This window comes from Halomonas sp. 113 (assembly GCF_904067645.1).
Classification (GTDB): Bacteria; Pseudomonadota; Gammaproteobacteria; order Pseudomonadales; family Halomonadaceae; genus Vreelandella; species Vreelandella titanicae.
Window position 1 is genome coordinate 939,549 of the sequence record NZ_LR881453.1, and the last position, 18,799, is coordinate 958,347.

General features: G+C 55.4%; 20 protein-coding genes. 10 read left to right on the forward strand and 10 right to left on the reverse strand.

Annotation, left to right across the window (positions count from 1 at the left end; genetic code table 11):
• The first annotated feature begins 38 nt into the window (after positions 1-38).
• Positions 39-212: a hypothetical protein gene (locus tag YERSI8AC_RS04600; RefSeq protein WP_022519644.1), complete on the forward strand. Its 174-nt coding sequence runs from the start codon at positions 39-41 to the stop codon at positions 210-212.
• 28 nt (positions 213-240) lie between these two features.
• Entirely contained in the window at positions 241-798 is a 558-nt protein-coding gene (locus tag YERSI8AC_RS04605) for a sugar O-acetyltransferase (RefSeq protein ID WP_138799680.1), read from the forward strand.
• 65 nt (positions 799-863) lie between these two features.
• On the opposite strand, the gene YERSI8AC_RS04610 is transcribed toward YERSI8AC_RS04605, so the two are convergent.
• Entirely contained in the window at positions 864-1,772 is a 909-nt protein-coding gene (locus YERSI8AC_RS04610) for a LysR family transcriptional regulator (protein ID WP_138799681.1), read from the reverse strand.
• A 171-nt stretch (positions 1,773-1,943) separates the two neighbouring features.
• Between YERSI8AC_RS04610 and YERSI8AC_RS04615 the strand changes: the two genes are divergently transcribed.
• Positions 1,944-2,954 (forward strand): MBL fold metallo-hydrolase, encoded by a 1,011-nt coding sequence (locus YERSI8AC_RS04615; protein ID WP_201304185.1) that lies wholly within the window; start codon positions 1,944-1,946, stop codon positions 2,952-2,954.
• Positions 2,955-2,992: 38 nt separating this feature from the next.
• On the opposite strand, the gene YERSI8AC_RS04620 is transcribed toward YERSI8AC_RS04615, so the two are convergent.
• Both YERSI8AC_RS04620 and YERSI8AC_RS04625 read right to left on the reverse strand, forming a co-directional pair.
• A complete protein-coding gene (locus YERSI8AC_RS04620; protein WP_159176200.1) occupies positions 2,993-3,736 on the reverse strand; it encodes an SDR family oxidoreductase in 744 nt (247 codons plus the stop codon).
• 375 nt (positions 3,737-4,111) lie between these two features.
• Entirely contained in the window at positions 4,112-4,504 is a 393-nt protein-coding gene (locus YERSI8AC_RS04625; protein ID WP_039858874.1) for a RidA family protein, read from the reverse strand.
• A 140-nt stretch (positions 4,505-4,644) separates the two neighbouring features.
• On the opposite strand from YERSI8AC_RS04625, the gene YERSI8AC_RS04630 reads away from it, so the two are divergent.
• Positions 4,645-5,583, forward strand: a complete 939-nt coding sequence (locus YERSI8AC_RS04630; RefSeq protein ID WP_159176201.1) for a LysR family transcriptional regulator — start codon at positions 4,645-4,647, stop codon at positions 5,581-5,583.
• A gap of 44 nt (positions 5,584-5,627) precedes the next feature.
• Here YERSI8AC_RS04630 and YERSI8AC_RS04635 read toward each other — a convergent pair whose 3' ends face one another.
• Genes YERSI8AC_RS04635 through YERSI8AC_RS04645 form a run of 3 tightly spaced genes read right to left on the reverse strand, consistent with a single transcriptional unit; the run spans position 5,628 to position 8,833 of the window.
• The gene (locus YERSI8AC_RS04635; RefSeq protein WP_159176202.1) at positions 5,628-7,703 is read right to left on the reverse strand and encodes an FUSC family protein; all 2,076 of its coding nucleotides are present in this window, start codon (positions 7,701-7,703) and stop codon (positions 5,628-5,630) included.
• Positions 7,704-7,706: 3 nt separating this feature from the next.
• Complete coding sequence (locus YERSI8AC_RS04640; protein ID WP_159176203.1) at positions 7,707-8,591, reverse strand: efflux RND transporter periplasmic adaptor subunit; 885 nt, start codon at positions 8,589-8,591, stop codon at positions 7,707-7,709.
• Between the two features lie 23 nt (positions 8,592-8,614).
• Complete coding sequence (locus YERSI8AC_RS04645) at positions 8,615-8,833, reverse strand: DUF1656 domain-containing protein (RefSeq protein WP_022519635.1); 219 nt, start codon at positions 8,831-8,833, stop codon at positions 8,615-8,617.
• Positions 8,834-9,098: 265 nt separating this feature from the next.
• Here YERSI8AC_RS04645 and YERSI8AC_RS04650 point away from each other — a divergent pair, with 265 nt between their 5' ends.
• Positions 9,099-9,548: an Rrf2 family transcriptional regulator gene (locus YERSI8AC_RS04650; protein ID WP_027957229.1), complete on the forward strand. Its 450-nt coding sequence runs from the start codon at positions 9,099-9,101 to the stop codon at positions 9,546-9,548.
• A 147-nt stretch (positions 9,549-9,695) separates the two neighbouring features.
• Complete coding sequence (locus YERSI8AC_RS04655; protein ID WP_138799686.1) at positions 9,696-10,592, forward strand: NAD(P)/FAD-dependent oxidoreductase; 897 nt, start codon at positions 9,696-9,698, stop codon at positions 10,590-10,592.
• 68 nt (positions 10,593-10,660) lie between these two features.
• Here YERSI8AC_RS04655 and YERSI8AC_RS04660 read toward each other — a convergent pair whose 3' ends face one another.
• Complete coding sequence (locus YERSI8AC_RS04660; RefSeq protein ID WP_159176204.1) at positions 10,661-11,827, reverse strand: MFS transporter; 1,167 nt, start codon at positions 11,825-11,827, stop codon at positions 10,661-10,663.
• Positions 11,828-11,971: 144 nt separating this feature from the next.
• Between YERSI8AC_RS04660 and YERSI8AC_RS04665 the strand changes: the two genes are divergently transcribed.
• A complete protein-coding gene (locus YERSI8AC_RS04665) occupies positions 11,972-12,826 on the forward strand; it encodes a helix-turn-helix transcriptional regulator (RefSeq protein ID WP_159176205.1) in 855 nt (284 codons plus the stop codon).
• A gap of 9 nt (positions 12,827-12,835) precedes the next feature.
• Here the strand turns inward: YERSI8AC_RS04665 and YERSI8AC_RS04670 are convergent, their stop codons facing one another.
• Positions 12,836-13,729 carry a LysR family transcriptional regulator gene (locus YERSI8AC_RS04670; RefSeq protein ID WP_159176206.1) on the reverse strand — a complete coding sequence of 298 codons (894 nt, stop codon included), beginning with the start codon at positions 13,727-13,729 and terminating at the stop codon, positions 12,836-12,838.
• 100 nt (positions 13,730-13,829) lie between these two features.
• On the opposite strand from YERSI8AC_RS04670, the gene YERSI8AC_RS04675 reads away from it, so the two are divergent.
• Entirely contained in the window at positions 13,830-14,489 is a 660-nt protein-coding gene (locus YERSI8AC_RS04675; RefSeq protein ID WP_159176207.1) for an NADPH-dependent F420 reductase, read from the forward strand.
• 200 nt (positions 14,490-14,689) lie between these two features.
• On the opposite strand, the gene YERSI8AC_RS04680 is transcribed toward YERSI8AC_RS04675, so the two are convergent.
• Both YERSI8AC_RS04680 and YERSI8AC_RS04685 read right to left on the reverse strand, forming a co-directional pair.
• The gene (locus YERSI8AC_RS04680; RefSeq protein ID WP_159176208.1) at positions 14,690-15,433 is read right to left on the reverse strand and encodes a hypothetical protein; all 744 of its coding nucleotides are present in this window, start codon (positions 15,431-15,433) and stop codon (positions 14,690-14,692) included.
• An 8-nt stretch (positions 15,434-15,441) separates the two neighbouring features.
• Positions 15,442-16,806 (reverse strand): metal-dependent hydrolase family protein, encoded by a 1,365-nt coding sequence (locus YERSI8AC_RS04685; RefSeq protein WP_236557241.1) that lies wholly within the window; start codon positions 16,804-16,806, stop codon positions 15,442-15,444.
• A gap of 487 nt (positions 16,807-17,293) precedes the next feature.
• Between YERSI8AC_RS04685 and YERSI8AC_RS04690 the strand changes: the two genes are divergently transcribed.
• Together YERSI8AC_RS04690 and YERSI8AC_RS04695 are read left to right on the forward strand one after the other, a co-directional pair.
• Positions 17,294-17,818: a sigma-70 family RNA polymerase sigma factor gene (locus YERSI8AC_RS04690; protein ID WP_022519626.1), complete on the forward strand. Its 525-nt coding sequence runs from the start codon at positions 17,294-17,296 to the stop codon at positions 17,816-17,818.
• The gene (locus YERSI8AC_RS04695) at positions 17,815-18,789 is read left to right on the forward strand and encodes a FecR domain-containing protein (RefSeq protein ID WP_159176210.1); all 975 of its coding nucleotides are present in this window, start codon (positions 17,815-17,817) and stop codon (positions 18,787-18,789) included. Before YERSI8AC_RS04690 ends, YERSI8AC_RS04695 begins: the two co-directional genes overlap by 4 nt.
• Positions 18,790-18,799: the final 10 nt, after the last annotated feature.

Sequence of the window (18,799 nt, forward strand, 5' to 3'; positions counted from 1 at the left end):
TTTACATGATCAACTCTCACTGAGCTCAAGGGAGGAGGGTGATCCAGCTTCTGGGCACCCTGGCCGTCGCGGTCATTGGTGGGCTGGTCACGTTGATGTTTTTGAGTCTGCTGGTGATTCCCGTTGCCTACAGTGGTGTCGATGATATCTTGAACTGGCTGCACCGCTTGATTCCGAACCGGAGCGAGACAATACCGGTTGGGGGTGATTAACATAGAGTTCTAGCAAGGAAGGCGAATAATGCGATCGGAAAAAGACAAGATGCTAGCAGGAGAGCTCTATAACCCTGCTGATCCGGTATTGCGAAAAGAGCATGAGGAAACAAAGCGCAAGGTTTGGCAATACAATCAAGTGTTGGAAACCGATGCTCAGCGCTTGAAAGCGTTAAAAGATTTATTTGGTTCTACGGGGAAGTGCCTTCATGTAGAGCCAAATATTCGACTGGATTATGGATATAATATCCATGTCGGTGAAAACTTCTTTGCAAACTTCGACTGCACACTGCTGGATGTTTGTGAAATACGATTTGGTGATAACTGCATGCTTGGGCCGAATGTGCAGATTTATACGGCCACGCACCCCTTGGATCCGCGTGAGCGTAATTCGGGCAAAGAGTACGCAAAGCCGATTACGTTTGGAAATAACGTCTGGATTGGTGGCGGTGCCATCATTAACCCAGGTGTTAGTGTAGGTAATAACGTTGTTATCGCGTCGGGGGCCGTCGTTATTAAAGATGTGCCAGATAATGTTGTGGTAGGGGGTAATCCCACCAACATTATTAAAACCATCGACGTTTAAGGGGGGCGGTTATTTTTTACTTTGCTATTGGTTTAAATGAATAAGCAAGCATAGCCTGTGAAGCATTAGTTGCTGACAGGAGGCCATTCACGATGGCGGATATAGTCGAGGAAGGCCCGCATGGCTGCGCTGGTATGCCGCCTGTTCGGATAATACAGATACCAACTCGGCAGCTTCTTCTTCCAGTCGCTGAGCAATTCAATAACGCTGCCCTGTTCGAGATCGGCGAGGACATAGTCCTCAAACAGATGAGCGATTCCTGATCCCGCGATCGCCGCCTGGCGTTCGTGGTGCGCTGAACTCAGCGTCAACCGGCCTTGCGGCGTGATCTCCACTTCATCGCCGTCCTTCTCGAATGTCCACGTTACCATGGTGCCGCCGGGGAAACGGCGGCGAATACAGTCATGCTGCAAGAGATCGCGCGGTGAGTCGGGCCGACCACGCTCGCGAAGATAATCGGGCGAGGCCACGATGGCATATCGCAAGGAGGGGCCCAGGGGCATGGCGATCATGTCTTGGGCGAGTTGATTCCCGAAGCGCACGCCAGCGTCGAAGCCCTGCTTCACAATATCGACGATCGCAGCATCACTGACGATCTCAACATTGACATCGGGATACATTTTCATGAATTCAAAGGCCAATGGGCACAGCACATGGTCGGCCGCTGGCCCTGGGGCATTGATCCGCACGCTGCCAGATGGGCGTTCTCGAAGCTGATTGAGATCGTCGATCGCTGTTCTGATGTCATGAAGAGCGGGTCCAAGTCGCTCAAGAAGCTGTTCGCCTGCTTCAGTGGGCGCGACGCTACGTGTCGTTCGGTTCAGCAGCCGAATGCTCAGCGCTTCCTCAAGTGCGCTGATCGACTGGCTAATGGCGGACGATGACACGCCCCTGCCAAGGGCAGCGGCTCTAAAGCCACCGCAGCGCACCACATCTTCAAATATCTCTAAGCTGTCAAGGCGTAGTTGGCTCATTGCAAAGCCCTGCTTAATAAGCTGATCCGTTTTCGTTAGCTTATCCGCATGCCTGTTCTGGGTCATCCTTTAAAAGCGCATCGCAATGACTCGGTTTTGGTTACCCCTGGTCTTGGCCGGCGCTGAAAACAAGTACTGCAGAGCAATCAGTGACTCGAACAGGGTGGACATATGAGCGGAATAACAGTGAATCGTCGGCAGGTGATGCTGACAGCGGCGTCGGTAGCGGCGGGGGTGATCTTGCCGGCCAGCGGCATAGCCTTTGCACAGCAGGCTTCCACCGCGTCATCTACGGCTCAGGGTATAAATGCGAGTGGCAATGTCGGCTATTATCGTTTTCGCGTCGGCGACATCTCTGCCACCGTGTTGAGCGATGGGCTGATAGGCGGCCCACCGCAGGTTTACGCCAGCGATGCGTCGGAGGCGGAACTTGAGGAGGTGTTGAGGCAAGCCTTCCTGCCGACCGACCACATGACGCTGAATCTCAATACCCTTCTTATTGAAACGAATGGCCGGCGAATTCTTCTCGAAGCTGGTGCCGGGCAGACCATGGGGTCGCTAGGCGGTCGCATCTTCGATAATCTGGCCGCTATCGGTTTACGGCCCGATGATATCGACATTGTGGTTATCTCGCACACGCACCCGGATCATGTCGGCAACCTGCGAACGGCCGATGGTGGCAAGGCATTTCCGCGGGCAACAGTCTTTGCGCCCCGTGCCGATTGGGACTTCTTCATCACTAACGATCCGGATCTTTCCTACATGCCGGTACCCGAGGATTTTCGCCGCCATTTCGCCACAGCCATCCGGCAGAGCCTCACGCCGGTCACCGGCGATATCGAATTGTACGAAGCTGGCACAGAAATCGTTTCTGGCTTGACCACGCTTCCGGCACTGGGCCACACCCCCGGCATGGCGAACTTCCTTGTCCACTCCGGGAAGGATCAGCTACTGCTGACCGCTGATCTTGCCTATCATCCTATCGTCAATATTGATCACTCATGGCTGCCCGGGCCGGATCGTGACAAGGAAACGGCACTCGCCTCGCGCCGCCGGATCTTCGATATGGCCGCGGCAGACAGGCTACCCGTTCTCGGCTTCCACTTTCCCTTCCCGGGCATTGGCCGAATGCTCAAGACCGACAACGGCTATGCCTGGGTTCCAGCCAATTGGCAGTTTTGATCCGGGACAGACCGTCAGTCGGTGTGAAGCCTTGCCGTTCACATTTTACTGAGCATCTCCACCGCTTCATCGAAGTGTCCGTCGCGTTCCGCCCAGCGCAGGAAGTTGACGTTTTCCACCAGTATTTCCTTGGGCGTGGGTTTTTCGTGGAAAAGCGTCATGACTTCGTCGATAAAGTCATCGAGCGGCATATAGCCTTCGCGGGTCGACTGGCCTGGTGTCAGTTCCGTCTGCACGGCGGGAGGTGCCAGTTCGATAAGCTCGACCTTGCCCTTGAGCTGTTCGCGGAGCGAAATCGTATAGGAGTGAATGGCCGCCTTGGTGGCGTTGTAGGTGGGCGTGCCGCTTAACGGCACAAACGCCAACCCGGACGATACGTTCACGATCGTCGCGTCTGGCTGGCTTGTCAGGTGGTCGGTCAGTGCGTTGGTCAGCCGGATAGGCCCAAGCAGATTGGTGACGACCGTTTGTTCGGCATCAATAAGGTCATGGGTACTGGTCAAGTCCTCGCGGCGCATGATGCCCGCATTGTTGATTAGCACGTTGAGGTCGGGGTGCTCAGCGACGACGCGCTCAGCAAAGGCCACAATTGCTCGCGGATCCTCTACATCGACGACCATCGCGTGCATATTCTGGTGACCGGCAATGGTTTCCTCCAGCGTTTCCATGCGCCGTCCAGCGACGATGATGGTGTTGCCCAGCGCGTTAAAGCGTAGAGCAAGCTCACGGCCAATGCCGGAGCCACCGCCGGTGATGAGAATGGTGTTTCCTGATGTTTTCACTGTTATACACTCCGCCTATCATTAGGATTCAATGCCATCAATATGGATATCGATAGTCGTGCTGCTCGAACCGCTTCGTTGGTGAGGCCCCTGAACGGCTGCGCTGACCTTTACTTTTTAACAATTCCACGGCGGCAGGGCTTGCCAACCCTTGCGCAAAACTTGCCTGATCCTGCAGGGGTGGGGAATACCTTCAGCATTTTGCTAACGTTGAGTTGAAAGGCGGGAAAAAATCAGACGAATCCACTCAAGCAGATCATCCAAACGTATGCTAAGCGCAGCTAAACAGGCTGTACTGTCAGAAAATTATCGAGGCAGCCAATAACCATGCAGCGACGTCGCAGCGAATAGGCGCTTGTGCCACATGGCACTTGATTACTCAGGTAGTCTGGCAATGACCTTGATTTCAAAGTCGAATCCCGCCAGCCATGTCACGCCGACCGCCGTCCAGTTAGGGTAGGGCTTTTCCGGGAATGCGCGTGCCTTGGCTTCCATGATGGTGGTGAATTGGGCTTCGGGATCAGTATGGAAGGTCGTCACGTCGACGATATCTTCGAAGCTTGCGCCCGCTGCTTCCAAGACACTCTTCAGATTGTCGAAAGCAAGCTGTACCTGGGCAGCGAAGTCCGGCTCGGGCGAGCCGTCTTCACGGCTGCCGACCTGGCCCGACACGAACAGGAGGTCGCCAGAGCGAATGGCAGCGGAGTAGGCGTTCTGTTCATAAAGCGCCTGACGGCCTGGGGGGAAAACAACGTCACGTTGAGTCATGTGAATCTCCATCAATAGGTCGAAGCCGACCCTTTATCTACGATGGCGTCACTTTAAGCCGTCAGTAAAGGTGGATAAACGGCGAATTCTGTTCAACATTGTTTGTATATTTCAAACAATCAAAGGTGTTTGGCACCCTCATGGATCGTTTTAACGCAATGCAGGCTTTTGCTCGGGTCGTGGAGACGGGCAGCTTTACCAAGGCAGCTGAAACACTTCACATGAGCAAAACCAGCGTGACGCAACTCGTGCAACAACTAGAGGTACGGCTACGGGTAAAGCTGCTCAACCGCACCACGCGCAAGGTGAACGTAACGGCTGACGGCGCCGCCTACTACGAGCGCGTTATCAAGCTTCTGGCTGATATGGATGATGCCGAAACCAGCCTGTCCAACGCCTCGGTGTTGCCTCGCGGCCGACTAAGGGTAGACGTGCCCAGCCCGTTCGCGCGGATGATCTTGATACCAGCGTTGCCTGCTTTCCACGCTCAATACCCCGATATTCAAATCGATATGGGGGCGAGTGATCGCATGGTGGATCTGATAGGTGAAAGCGTGGACTGTGTGGTGCGTGGCGGAGAACTTACGGATTTATCGTTAGTGGCGCGCCGAGTAGGCGACCTGAAGATCGGTATTTACGCAGCGCCGAGCTATCTGGAAAGTGCTGGTTTGCCTTCGCACCCGCAAGAACTCTCAGCTCCCCCTCACTACATTGTAGGGCTCCGATGGGCCCGTGCCGGGGTGGGTTCTCCCTACGCCATGTACCGCAACGGGGAGCGTGTCACCGTACAAGGGCGCTATGTGATTTCGGTTGATGACGGTAATGCCGGTCTTGCGGCAGGCATCGCGGGGCTCGGAGTAGTTTGGCTTCCTGACTATATGGCCAGTGAGCACGTATCTCGCGGGGAGCTGGTTCGCCTATTTGATGGCTGGCATCTCGACCCAATGCCGATGTACGTCGCTTTCCCACCGAATCGGCACGTAAGCGCCAAGCTGCGCGTGTTTATCGATTGGATCGTAGAGTTGATGGCTCAGCATGCGCCCATGGTTGATCGACGGGAGCAACAGCGATACAAGTAGCTAGTTCACTCGCGCTTTACTCAGGTAATTCCATGAACGGACACTTATTTTTTTAGCACGGGAGCGTTCGGGGCTTTATGCATAGACTTAATCTGGGGTCGCTCCTCCATGATGCGCGCAAGGCGCTCTAATGCCAATTCGAGCCGCTCAACCAAGCCTTCCAACAGTACCCGGCGGTCAGTGGGCACGTCGCCGTAAGCCTCTATTGCCTCTTCCAACTGCTGGCCTGCTTCGCGAATTCCTTGTGGCTGGCGCCCGTTGGCGCTCTCTTCAAACCCGCCAGCTAGCGTGCCTAGTAGGTGGCGATGCGCCTCGCGGATTCGCGGGTGCGGTGCATCATCAAGCCGATCACGCAGGCGCAGCGTAGCGGTGCCAACATCCAACCCGGTCAAACCAAGAATAAACAGGTGGCGTTGGTCTTCGGGTAGCATGTCGTCATGCTGCGCCAGTTGCAGAAGCCGATCCGCCATGTGGCCGCTGAAGCGGGTTTCGGCATCGCGAATCGAGCGCTGGCTTAGCTCATGGATATCGGTGGAAATTGCATTGATTAAACGCCGCCGCCGAAGTCGGGTGCCCAGCCCCGGCAGCAAGCGGAAGCTCATTACCACGCAGCTTAGCCCAATCACTACGGCCACCACCCGGTTGGCAAAACTGTCGAACGAGAAATCCATGCCGTTGCCGGGCATGGTTAGCAGAATATTGAAGATAGTGAAGGCTAGGCAGTAGCCCATGGTGGCTAGGTTAGTGGCACCTAATAGTCCCAAGAACAGCGGTGTACCAAACAGCATTGCTAGCATCGGAAAACCGTTGGCCTGGGAGAGCAATACATGGCCGAACAGAAAAGCACTGGGAATCGCCGCCAGCATGCCCTTATAAAACATCATGGTGATGGCAAGGGGATTATCGCGGCTGGCGAAAAAAGCTGAAAACAGCGTGCCCAGCATCATCGCGATCATGGCGCTCTGCCAGGCGGTGACGACCCAGAAAGTCGCCAGTAGCGAAAATACTAGCCCTGAGCGAATGGCGTTAATACCGGCGGCGAGGTGATCGCGGTGCCAGGCCAGTGGCGATGAGCGCAGTTTATGGCTCTCCGGCGAGGCAATCGCCTCCCGGGCATCGAGCATGATCATGGCGTGGCCGATCGATTCACGTAGCCCCAACCGCAGACGCCGATCGAGAGGGGCTAAGCTGGCCTCTTCCTCGCTTTCATGAACCCGGTGGCGTAGCGACTGGAGAGCTTTTCTGGCCTCAATGACCCCTTTGACATGTTCAGCATCGCGAAAGCCTTTTGCGACCTCGCCCGCGAGTTCGATACTTTGTGGGGCGAGCCGGTCAGCGTGGTCGTGCATCAGTTGGTGCAGCGCCTGCAGGTTGGCGAAAAAGCGCAGCGTGCGGCGGGTTAGTACGTGGGCTGCGCGCACTCGGCCGGGGCCTACCGGGCCTTCAAAGCGGGCGGCCTGGCTATCGGTTTCCAGCAGGGTTAATGGCCCGAGGCTACTGCGCAGGGCTTTCTGCATCGCCGGAATATCGTCGCTGGCTTCTAAACGCAGGGCGGCATGCTCGAAGGCTTCGTTGATCACGCTGTCGGCCTGAGTGGCAAGGTGGGCGCCCACATGGGATGGCCAGAGCAGCGAGCTGACCAGCATGGCGCAGATGGCGCCCAGCCCCAGTTCGGTAAGGCGCGCCACGGCGATATCGAAGATTCCGGCGGGCGTGCTGCCGCTGGAGATGACCACAATCAGCATGGCCGTTACGGAGGCCATCAGACAGCCGTAGGTGTAGTTATTACGCCACAGCGAGCCCACGTAAGTGCATAGCATAATCCAAGCGGTAAGCACGATAAGCGCAGGTACGCGGGCCTGGGCGAATAGGGCCATGATCGCGATACCCGCCAAGGCGCCAATCAAGGTGCCGCCAAGTTGGCAGATACCTTTCTCGATCACCATGCCACTCATAGGGCGAATCTGCAGAAATGCCGCCGAGATCAGGGCCCAGTAGGGGCGCTCCAAGTCGAACATCAGCGCGATATAGAGCGCGAGCATCATCGCCAGGGTGGTCTTGATCGCAAACTTGACCGCCGTAGCGTTGGGTGTCAGGTAGGTGCTAACAAACGGCGACATGGGTTACTCAGACTGATCGGCAGCGTTTTTAGCAGGGCGGACGCGCACCGTTGCCGTCATGCCGACGCTTAGCAGAGTGTCATCAGGAACGTCTTCTAGTGCAATGCGCACCGGAATACGCTGAGCCAGGCGCACCCAGCTAAAGGTGGGCTCCACTTGCGGTAGCAGCTGCTGGTTAAGGGTTGTGTTGCTATCGGCAATGCCTCGACCAATACCCGCCACTCGGCCCGCCAGATGGGTGTCGCCGTTCATCAGAATCACATTCACCGGATCACCCATGTCGATCGACGTCATTTTGGTCTCTTCGAAATAACCCACGACATAGAAGGAATTATCCGCGATCAGCGCCATTACCGGCGTGCCGCGATTAGCGTAAGTACCAGCGGTAAGGTGGACATTGAGGATATGGCCGCTTACCGGCGCGGTTATTTGGGTGCGCGCTAAATCAAGCTGGGCGCTGGCCAGCTCCGCCTGAGCCTGCTGTAAATCAGCGGCGGCAATGCGCGAGTTGATCTGGGCAATCTGCTGGTTTTCTGCGCTAATCGCACGATTATTGCTCAACTGGTTACGTCGATTCTCCTCGGCGCGGCTTAGCTCCAGGGTTGCCTGGCGATGGTCAACTGTGGCCTGGGCGCTGTCCACCGCCGCTTGGTAACGCGTGTTATCGATCTCAAACAGCGTATCACCTTGGGCAACATGGTCGGTGTCCACTACTTCAAGTGTGCGTACCCAGCCAGAGACATCGGGGGCAATCGTCACCACTTCCGCATGAACCCGAGCGTCACGAGTCCAGGGGGTATAGAGGTAGTAGTGCCATAGCCATGCACCAGCGGCAACGGCAATGGCGACAATAACGAGGGTGAGCAAAATACGGAGCGAAGGGCGCATCGGCGATTCTCTCAAGGGCTGTCTTAAGGGCTTTGAAGCAAAACAGTAAAAATGAACGTGGTGGCAGCGGTGAGGATGACAAATAATGAAATGTCGAACCACGCCTCGTACCAGAGCGCGTACTCGCCGACCACCCAGTGAAGTAGTGAACGAATGGTCAGCGTAGCCACAAAGCCGATCAGCGCGTAGATCAATAGAGGGCTTAAGTAGATGCCACCGACAGCGATTTCGTGAAGACCCATAACATCCTTAAGTGGCCTGTAATTAACGACAATGGGAGGCGCTAAATGGGGCTAATGACGTGCCAGACATTTATCCCCTGCCAGTGAAAGTGATTCAGCACCAGTATAGAGAGCTAGAGCATAGTTTGCCTTATAACGGCGAACGAGGTGTAGGTTCGTGTGCGGTGGCCCTGGTTGGGTTCATTCCCAGCCCCGCTCGCGGGTGTGCTAAAGTGCAGCTTCGTTGTTTTCCTTTGTTTATCCTCTGAATAGTTGACTGTTGCCCGTGAGAACAGATAGCCGCCTCTCTCGTATGCTGCATGTGCTGCTGCACATCGCGCGGGAATCCCAACCGATTACTTCAGAGCAGATTGGCGCCATGCTGGGCACCAATGCTGCCGTGGTGCGGCGCACTATGGCGGGCCTTCGTAAGGCGGGCTATGTAAAGTCTGAAAAGGGGCACAACGGCGGCTGGCGCATCGCCTGTGATTTGCACAGCGTAACGCTGCTGGATATACACAACGCCGTAGGCGGACCGCGTATTTTCGCCATCGGCACCGACCGTGATAACCCGGACTGCGCGGTAGAGCAGGTGGTTAATGCGGCGCTTTTTGATGCCATGCGCGAAGCAGAAGCGCTACTGATCGACCGCTTGGGAGCGGTCACGCTGGCGGAACTAGCCACTCAGTTTGACGATATTGCGACGCGCAAAGGCTACCAGCTGCCGACGCCTTAATCTTCACCACCAACCCGATTAGCGTTAATCGGCATTCTCAACATTGCCATTGACCTCTGTGCGCTTTGTAATGTATCAATAAAAGATACATGAAGTGAGTTTATTCACCATGGGCTTAAAAGACTGGGTGTACACGGAGGAAGGGCAATGAGTTTTGATGCAGTGATTATCGGTGGCAGCTACGCAGGCATGGCGGCAGGGCTACAGCTAGCCCGAGCAAGGCGGAAAATATTACTGATAGATGCGGGACAACCCCGTAACCGTTTTGCTTCTCACTCCCATGGTTTTTTAACCCAGGATGGTGCACCACCCGCAGAGATAGCAGCAGAGGCCCGTAGCCAACTGATGGAGTACCCAACGGTTGAGTGGCGCACGGGGCGGGTGGAGGCAGTAACGGGGACGGCTGATAATTTCTTGGTGGCGCTGGCCGATGGAAGCACCTATCAGGCACGGCGCATTATTCTGGCCGCGGGTGTTACCGATGAGCTTCCAGGCTTACCGGGGCTCGCCGAGCTGTGGGGTAAACGCGTTTTCCACTGCCCGTACTGCCACGGCTATGAGCTGGGCAAAGAGGGTATCGGTGTGCTGGCAACCTCAGAACTCGCGATGCACCATGGTTTGATGCTGCCCGACTGGGGCGCAACCATGCTGTTTGTTAACGATGCCTTTGAACCCACTGCTGAGCAACTGGCTCAGCTTAAGGCGCGCGGTACTCATATCGAATATGGCGCAGCGGCACGGCTAGTCTCCCAAACGGAGGTTGGCGTTGAGCTGGTAATGCAGGATGGTCGGGTGTTTCCATTGGTGGGCTTATTTGTCGCGCCGCGCATTCACCTTAGCCCGTTAGCAGCTCAATTGGGATGCGAGCTAGAGGAGTCTCCCATGGGCTGCATTGTTAAAACCGATGCAATGCAGGCCACTTCAATCCCCGGTGTTTTCGCCTGCGGTGATGTGGCCCGCGCCGCAGGGTCGGTCACCTTTGCCGTGGCTGATGGCGCCATGGCCGGGCTTTCTACACACCGGTCGCTGATGTTTGGGTGTTAAGCAAAAGACTGATCTATGCAGAGCCGCCAAGGGGCATGAAGAGTGCCACTTGGCGTGCACTAACTGATCTAGCGCTTCATGCGCATGACGATGATTAGCTGTGTTGCTGCACCTGCAGCGGCAATAACCCCCGCGCCAATGGCTAATGTCGAAACGGGAAGGTGGAAAGCCAGCAAAACGCCCCCGAACGCCGCGCCTATCGCACTGCCTAAATAGAGCGCTGATTCATTGAGTGCGACCGCCAGGTTACCGTCGCCGTGGGCTTGGCGTGCACGAACGAGTTCATTGTTTTGTGGCACTTGAAGCGCCCAGCCCACAGCACCCCAAAGCGCAATTGGAAGTAACGTCAGCAGTGGGTGAACCGACGCCGTGAAAGGTAGAGCAATGAGCGCCAAAAAGAGCAGCAACATAATCGCCAGGGTAATCACAGGGCCGATAAACCTGTCCACCAGAGGCCCAATCAGAAAACTGCCCACGACGCCGCCAATCCCCCACACCCATAAATAGCCGGTAATCGACTGAACAGCACCTGACTCGGTGGCCGCCATAAACGGGGCAATAAAGGTATACATGCCCAAACTGGCCACGGCGCCCAATAAGGAAACCGCCAGAATGGCCATGGCATGAGGGCTTCGCAAAATAGCGAGCTTGCGAACAAGTGAAAGCGTTGGTGCGGATGGAAGCGCAGGTAGTTTTACCTGTAGCCCCGCGTAGGCGATTAACCCAAGTGCTGAAATAAGCCACATCGCTGACTCCCAGCCTAAACGCTCCGCCAGTAACAGGCTGATAGGCACCCCCAGTACCGTGCCGCTCGCCATACCACCCATAATGATGGCAATCGCTTTACCGCGGTGAGCCTCAACCGTTATGGCGGCTGAGGCGGCAATTCCCATGGCAAGGTAAACCCCTGCGCCAACGCCAGCGACCGCCCGCCATATGGCGAGTGATATAAAACTGGTGGCCAGGGCGCTGGCGATATTTGCCACAATAAAAACGGCTAACGCTAGTAGTAAGCCCAGGCGTTGGTGCTTGCCAGGTAGTAGCGCAACGACGACAGGCGAGCCTAAGCCATAGGCTAAGGTGAATGCCGTGACTAACTGAGCAGCCGTGGCCGCAGAGACACTAAAGGCGCCTTCGATGAGGGGAATTAGCCCCGCAGTGACATAAGAGGCCATCCCAAGTGCAAACGCACCCAGTGCCACGAGATATACTGATAGACGAGATTGGTCAGCCATAACGCACTCCAGGCATAAGCATGAGAAAAGAATCCGCCAGCGCTGTTTTTGCCAGCGAAGGGCTATTCTGGAGAGGCTTTAAAGGGGGTACAATTTAACTGTTTATGCTATTACTAAAAGTGATAAGTTATTCAAGGTAATAAAATGACCGCTCAACGGACGCTGACTCGAACACGGGAAGACTTGGCTGCGTTTCTACGCATGCACCGAGAGAAAATCGCCCCAGAAGAGGTGGGACTTCCTCGTGGCCGCCGAAGGCGTACGCCGGGGTTAAGGCGTGAAGAGGTCGCCGCTTTAGCGGGCGTGGGGCTGACTTGGTATACCTGGTTGGAGCAGGGCCGCGATATTAGCGTATCGGCGACGTTTCTGGACAACTTATCCAAAACGCTCAAGCTGGATGCGGCTGAACGCCGCCATCTGTTCTTGCTTGCCCATCAGCGTTTACCCTCTCAGCTAGGCAAAACCTGGTGCAGCGTGCCGCCACTGGTTCAAACCTTGATGGACGACCTGCCCACACGACCTGCGTATATCCTGAACTTGCGCTGGGATGTGCTGGCGTGGAACGGCGCGGCCAATAAGCTGTTCAACTTTTCTTACCATGCACTAGAGCGCCGCAATATGCTGTGGTTGTTATTTACCGACCCTGCCATGCGTCAGCGCTTGTCACCCTGGGAAACGCAGGTCAGCCAAATGCTATCCAGCTTTCGGCGCGACTTTGCCCGCGCGGCGCAAGACCCCACCATTGATGAGCTTGTCGAAGAGTTAACCAAGGTCTCGCCTGAGTTTAAGCAGTTGTGGAAAACCCAGGAGGTCAACGCCCCTTGCCAGGGAGTACGTCATCTTCACCTTGAGGAGTTAGGCGAGGTAGCGTTCGAGCACACGACGTTAACCGTTGATGAAGAGCGCCACCTACGGTTGGTTTATTATGCCGTAAAGGAGGCGGATCCTCAGGTCGCTGCTTTTACCCGCTGGGTGAGTGACGACAAAGGCGCGAGGTAACGGTGGAAGTTAAGCGAACGTGGCCACAACGTCGTCTATGAAATGACGTAGTTTCGGCGTCATGCGTTGATCGGCGGCGTAGAGCAGGTGCATTGGTCTTGATGGCCCATCATAGTCTGGCAAGATGCGCACCAGCCGCCCAGTGGATAACGCCTCCGTCAATGCAGCTTCGTAGCCCAATGTAATGCCGAATCCTTCCAATGCTGCGCGAAGCAGCCCCTTCCAGTCGTTGATTTGTAGCCGCCCGTTCACGGAAGCGTCGAAATTGCAGTTGTCGCGACTGAAGCGCCACTGCCTGCCCAAGGTGCCGAACCAATAGGCGAACCCCAGACACTCATGCTCAACCAGATCCGCAGGCGTCTCCGGCTCTCCATGCTTCGCTAAGTAGGCAGGCGAGGCGCAGGCGATGAGCTGGTAGGGGGCAAGCGGACGTGCCACCAATGTGGTGCTGTCGCTGATGAGCCCGAGGCGAATGACAGCTTCGTAACCTTCCTCGATAGGATCGACCAGACGATCCGACAAGGTGAGGTCGACCTCCACCTCTGGGTACTTACGAAGGTAGCGGGTGACAAGAGGCACCAGGCTTTGACTGCCAAATGTGACGGGCGCGTTGATTCTGAGGCGACCCCGTGGAACGGCCCGGGCCTGTTCCGTCAGCGCTTCGGCCGCCTCGACTTCTGCAAGGATAACCTGACATCGTTCGTGATAGAGATGTCCGATCTCGGTCAGGCTCTGTTTGCGCGTGGTGCGGTGCAAGAGCCGCGACCCAAGCAGCTGCTCCAGGGCCATGATGTGTTTGGAAACCATCTGCGTCGATAGGCCGAATTCTGCGGCGGTGGCTGTGAAAGAGCCAAGATCGGCAACCCTCACAAAAATAGCCATGCTCGTTAACCGATCCAGCATTATCAACTCTCAGTGGATTATTAAGTCAATAAAGACCTGTTTATCACGTTTGAGTAACGCAATAAAGTACTGCTTATCTTAAAACGGTCGGGAGAAAGACATGCGGATTGGGGTTATTGGTGCGGGCTTTATCGGACAAGCCCTTGCACGCCAGGTGATTGCGGCAGGCCATGACGTCATGATCAGTAACTCGCGGGGGCCGCAGACACTCAGCAGCATTCCGCCGAAAATTGGAGCACAGATTGGCAGCCTGCATGAAGCCATAGGCTTCGGCGAAATTATACTGATCGCCATTCCTTTTCATCAATATGCCACTCTTCCGGTTGAGCCACTGCGTGACAAGATAGTGCTGGACGCCAATAACTACTATCCAGATCGAGATGGATCGATCCCCGAACTGGATGAGCGCAGGGCGACGACGAGTGGACTGCTGGCGCAGCATTTGACAGGCTCCCGTCTCGTGAAGGCATTCAACGCGATTCTGGCCTCCGATCTGGAGAAGGGTGGGCAGACGCTGCCTTCGGGAAACCGGCGCGCCCTACCGATAGCGGGAGATGACGATGCGGCTAAGGAGAGCGTCGCAAGGTTGGTGCGACAGTTCGGCTTCGACGTTGTCGATGCTGGGTCGCTGGCGGAAAGCTGGCGTTTTGAGCGCGCCAAACCAGCTTACTGTATACCGTTTGATCGGGAGGGGGTGCGTCAGGCGCTCGATGAGGCTCAACGCGACATTGATATGCCGGAAGGATCATGGCGTCGGTGAAAGACAAATAATGAGAAAATTGGCTGTGTATTGAAATCCAAAGACTGGAGGTGAAAGCAGGCGGCTGATCTGGCCCAGGACACCTTCCTTTAGCAAACTTCATGAGCCGCGTAGCGTTCTGACCATCATTGCCCGCCGGGTGTGGGTGGACTATGGCAGGAGAGATGATTCTGAGGTTTAAGAGGGAAGAATTGGCCTACTCAAAAGCGCCAAGTAGCGCCCAGCAAAGGACCGCTCATCGATATATCGATGCGTGTACCCGATTCGTCTCTATCCACTGCCAAATGGCGATAGCCTGCTGATAAGTGGAGCGCCTTACTGATTTGGTAATTAGCGGTAGCCACTACCTGCCAGGTGCTATCAGAACCAATTCCGAAGCCACCAATATCGGCATGCACTAATGTTGACCACTGGGGGCTCCAGGTGGAACGCAGTCGAGCGGCTAAAATCGGGTCGAGCCAACGTTCGGTCTCGCTTGCACCAACTCCCAGCGCGGGCACATTCACTTCCGCCTCGATCCGCCAAGCGCGAGCGCCCGCCAGTAAATCTAAGTATTGGCTCGAAGTATTGACCACTTGATAACCTGCTGCTGCAGTTAAAGAGCGTTGGCGCAGCTTGCCCTCTATAGCAACGCCAGGAAGCAGCGTGCTCTCGTGGCTAAGCGATGCCCAGGTAATGTCACCAAACAGCACTAGGCGGTCGCGGCGTGCGCTGCCAGCCATGAAAAAGGCACCATCAAGATCATCAAGTACATTGTTAAATGAGCGCGATGTACTAATGGTAGGAGCAGTCGCCAGAGGGCGCACATCGCCAGCTAAACCCGTCATCCAGACATAAGGGGTAAGCTGAAAACGCCAAGCATCCTCTTGGGCATTGGCATTCGTTGCAAAGCCTATCGCTAAGATGCTGAAGGCAGTGATAAACGGGCGTAATTTGGCTATCACAGAAATCCTTATACATTGTCTTTATAGATGCGTCCGCCCTTCATGATCAGTCGCAGATTGCGTTCAGGGTCATGAAGGAAATCAAGATTCTTACTAGGGTCACCGTCTACTAAAAGTAGATCGGCCATCGCGCCCGGCTCTATTTTACCGAGCGTGCCAGGGTAGGGGTTGCGTGATCCTGATAGTGAAAGAAGCTCACCATTGCGGCCAGTCGCCATGGCCAACACGGTAAGTGGGTCATAAAAGCGAGTCAGTTTGACTAATTGACGCAGCTGGTTGGGGGTATTTTGCTGGGTAAATAAAATATCAGTGCCCCAGGCTGTCTTGATATCAAAACGTTGGGCTAGCTCGTAGGCCTGCACAGTGCCTTCGGCTACTTGTTGTTGTGCTTCGCGGCGAGCGGCATCGGGATAAACATTTGCATCTTCATCTTGCAAGAAAGGCTGAAGGCTCCACCATGCGCCTTCCCCTGCCATCATCCTTACGGTTTCTTCATCGGCGAGCTGCCCGTGTTCGATGGATTTAGCGCCTGCCCTTAATGCACGCTGAATACCTCGGGAGGTATAAACATGCACCATGACATAGGTACCCCAGTCTTCTGCTGCATCCACCGCTGCGCGTAGCTCGCGCTCGCTGAATTGGGTGCTATCCAATGGGTCATAGGTAGACGCCACGCCGCCACCCGCCATCAATTTGATCTGTGAAGCTCCTAGCATGAGTTGTTCACGGGTACGTCGTAATACTTCTGCTTCCCCATCGGCAATGACGGCTACGCCTTGGCGTTCCTGTTCACTAAGCGGTGCGTTGTTGGCCCGTGGGATTTCGTAGCGCATTCGAAAATCACCATGGCCGGAGGTTTTGGAGATCATGGCTCCTGCTGGAAGTATTCGCGGTCCAGCCACAATTCCTTCATCAATAGCACGCTTCAGTGCAAAGGATGGCCCGCCCGCATCTCGCACTGAAGTAACGCCACGCATCAGCGTTCTCTCTGCTTCCTGAGCCGCCACTAGATGGATATAGCCTAGATCGGAGGTCATGGCGTCTACTTGGCTAATAGCCGCCAGCGTCGTGTGCCAATGGGCATCAATCAAGCCTGGCATTAATACGCTACCACCACAGTCGATGATTGCTGCGCCTTCAGGTGCGGCATCATCAGGCAAAATAGCCTGGATACGCTGCTCTTCAATACGTACTGAAACGTTGTCGCGTAACGCCGCGCCGCTGCCGTCGAAGAGCCTTAGATTGGTCAATAATAGTGGGCCATCAGCCCGTTTAGGTTGAGCACTTATGGCGGTGGGTGCGCGCAGACCAGAGAAAAGTGCCATTACTGCAGCGGCTCCTCCCATGAATTGGCGGCGGGTAATATCTGCCATCACACGCTCATGAAAGCGTTGTAGTAACGGTGAACCGCAACAGCAAGCCCCTTGTGAGTGATTTAGTGGCGACTGCAATAAAGAGTGGGCGGCGGCGGGAGGCATAGGCGGCACCTTGTCTCAGTAGCGATGTGGTAAGTGACATCTGGAGCGACGTTGAATAGCCTTGCATATAAGTAAATTAGAATGAGGGAGTGAATCGCGCAAGCTGTAATCAGTGATTGGATAAGCTTCCATGCAGTTGCCCCTGTAACTGTTCTGCTAAAAACTCCATAAACAGTCGGGTGCGCTGTGAAAGCGTGGTTTGGCGGTAGTACACGGCGTTCACAGCTTGGGTCTGCAGTTCAATAAGAGCGGGCTGTACGTCCACTTTTCAGCGGCAGCTATCGAAGGACAATAGTGTGGTTAAGGAAAATAATAATGATTTGTATTAACTGGTAGCTGTTACTAGAATATCCCTCCGTTTGCTGATCGTTTGGGAGGGGGGATGCCGGTTTCAGCTGAGAATACGCCATTGGCCGAGATGTATAATGCACATCATGGCTGGTTGCAGCGTTGGCTGCAGCGCAAAACGGGCTGTAGCTGGCAGGCGGCTGATCTGGCTCAGGATACCTTTCTGCGCATTCTCACCTCTCCGAGTAACGCCGACCAAATTAGCAAACTCCATGAACCGCGTAACTTTCTGACCACCATTGCTCGCCGGGTGTGGGTGGATTTTGTGCGTCGGGATGCCTTGGAAAAAGCCTGGTTGGAAGCCTTAAAGCATCAACCTGAGCCGGTGGTCGTCTCGCCGGAAGAGCAGGCCTTGATTCTGGAAACCCTGTTTCAGATCGATGAAATGTTGGAAGGGTTAGGCAACAAGGTAAGCCAGGCGTTTTTGCTCTGCCATTTGGAGGGTCTGCGTTATGCCGAGATCGCCGAACGTTTGGGGGTATCCGTCAGCTCGGTGAAAAAGTACATGGCCAAAGCCACTGAACATTGCTTGCTGCTGATGTTTGAAGAACCACTATGAGCGATACCCAGGCAACCCGCAAAGATACCCTCAGAGCTGCGGCCCGCTGGTACGCACTGTTGTGCTCGGAAGATGTTACTGCACAGCAAAAACACGCACATGTGGCTTGGTTAGCGGAGGATCCGGCCCACATTCAGGCTTGGCAACAGGTAGAAAAACTGCGTCAGCAATTGCAGGTGATTCCTGGTACTCCTTCGCTCAATGCGTTGCAGATCAAACAACGTCAGAGTCATAGCCGACGAGCAGTGCTGCGCGGCTTTGCTTTATTGGCAGCAGGAAGCGCGCTGGGCTCGTTGGCCTGGCAACAGGCGCCAGTAGAAAGCTGGATGGCCAGCCACCGCACCGCACGGGGAGAACGCCGTGAATATACCCTGGCCGACGGTACGCAATTGGTACTTAACACGGCCACCGCGCTGGATGTAGTGGAAACCTCGACCACGCGGTTGATTCGCCTCTATGAAGGCGAAATCTTTATTCGCACGGGCCAAGGGGCGAAAGGCGTTGCCGCCGCTAAAGCGCTGCAGGTGCATACCGAGCAAGGCACTGTTGTGCCGTTGGGCACCGTGTTTACCGTGCGCAAGCAGGGCACGTCTACCCAAGTCACCGTGCTGGAGGATGAGGTCGAGTTGATTCCGCAGTTGGCTGGTGGCAAGACCCAGCGCCTTGTTGCTGGAGAGCAGGCGCAGATGAGCTCACGCTCTGTAGAGGTTGCCACCGCCACCGCCCAGGCGGATAGCTGGACACGCGGTCTGCTGGTAGCGGTGGACTGGCCGTTGAGCCGTTTGGTAGCAGAGTTGAGCCGTTACCGTACAGGCGTGCTGCGTTGTGATCCCGCCATTGCCGGGCTGAGGGTATCAGGCGCTTTCCCTATTGATGATACCGACCGGGCGCTGCAAGCCATTGCCAATGCGCTGCCGGTTAGCGTCGACCGACTGACCCAATATTGGGTAACTCTCAAATCTAGCGAATAAAAAGTTGGAT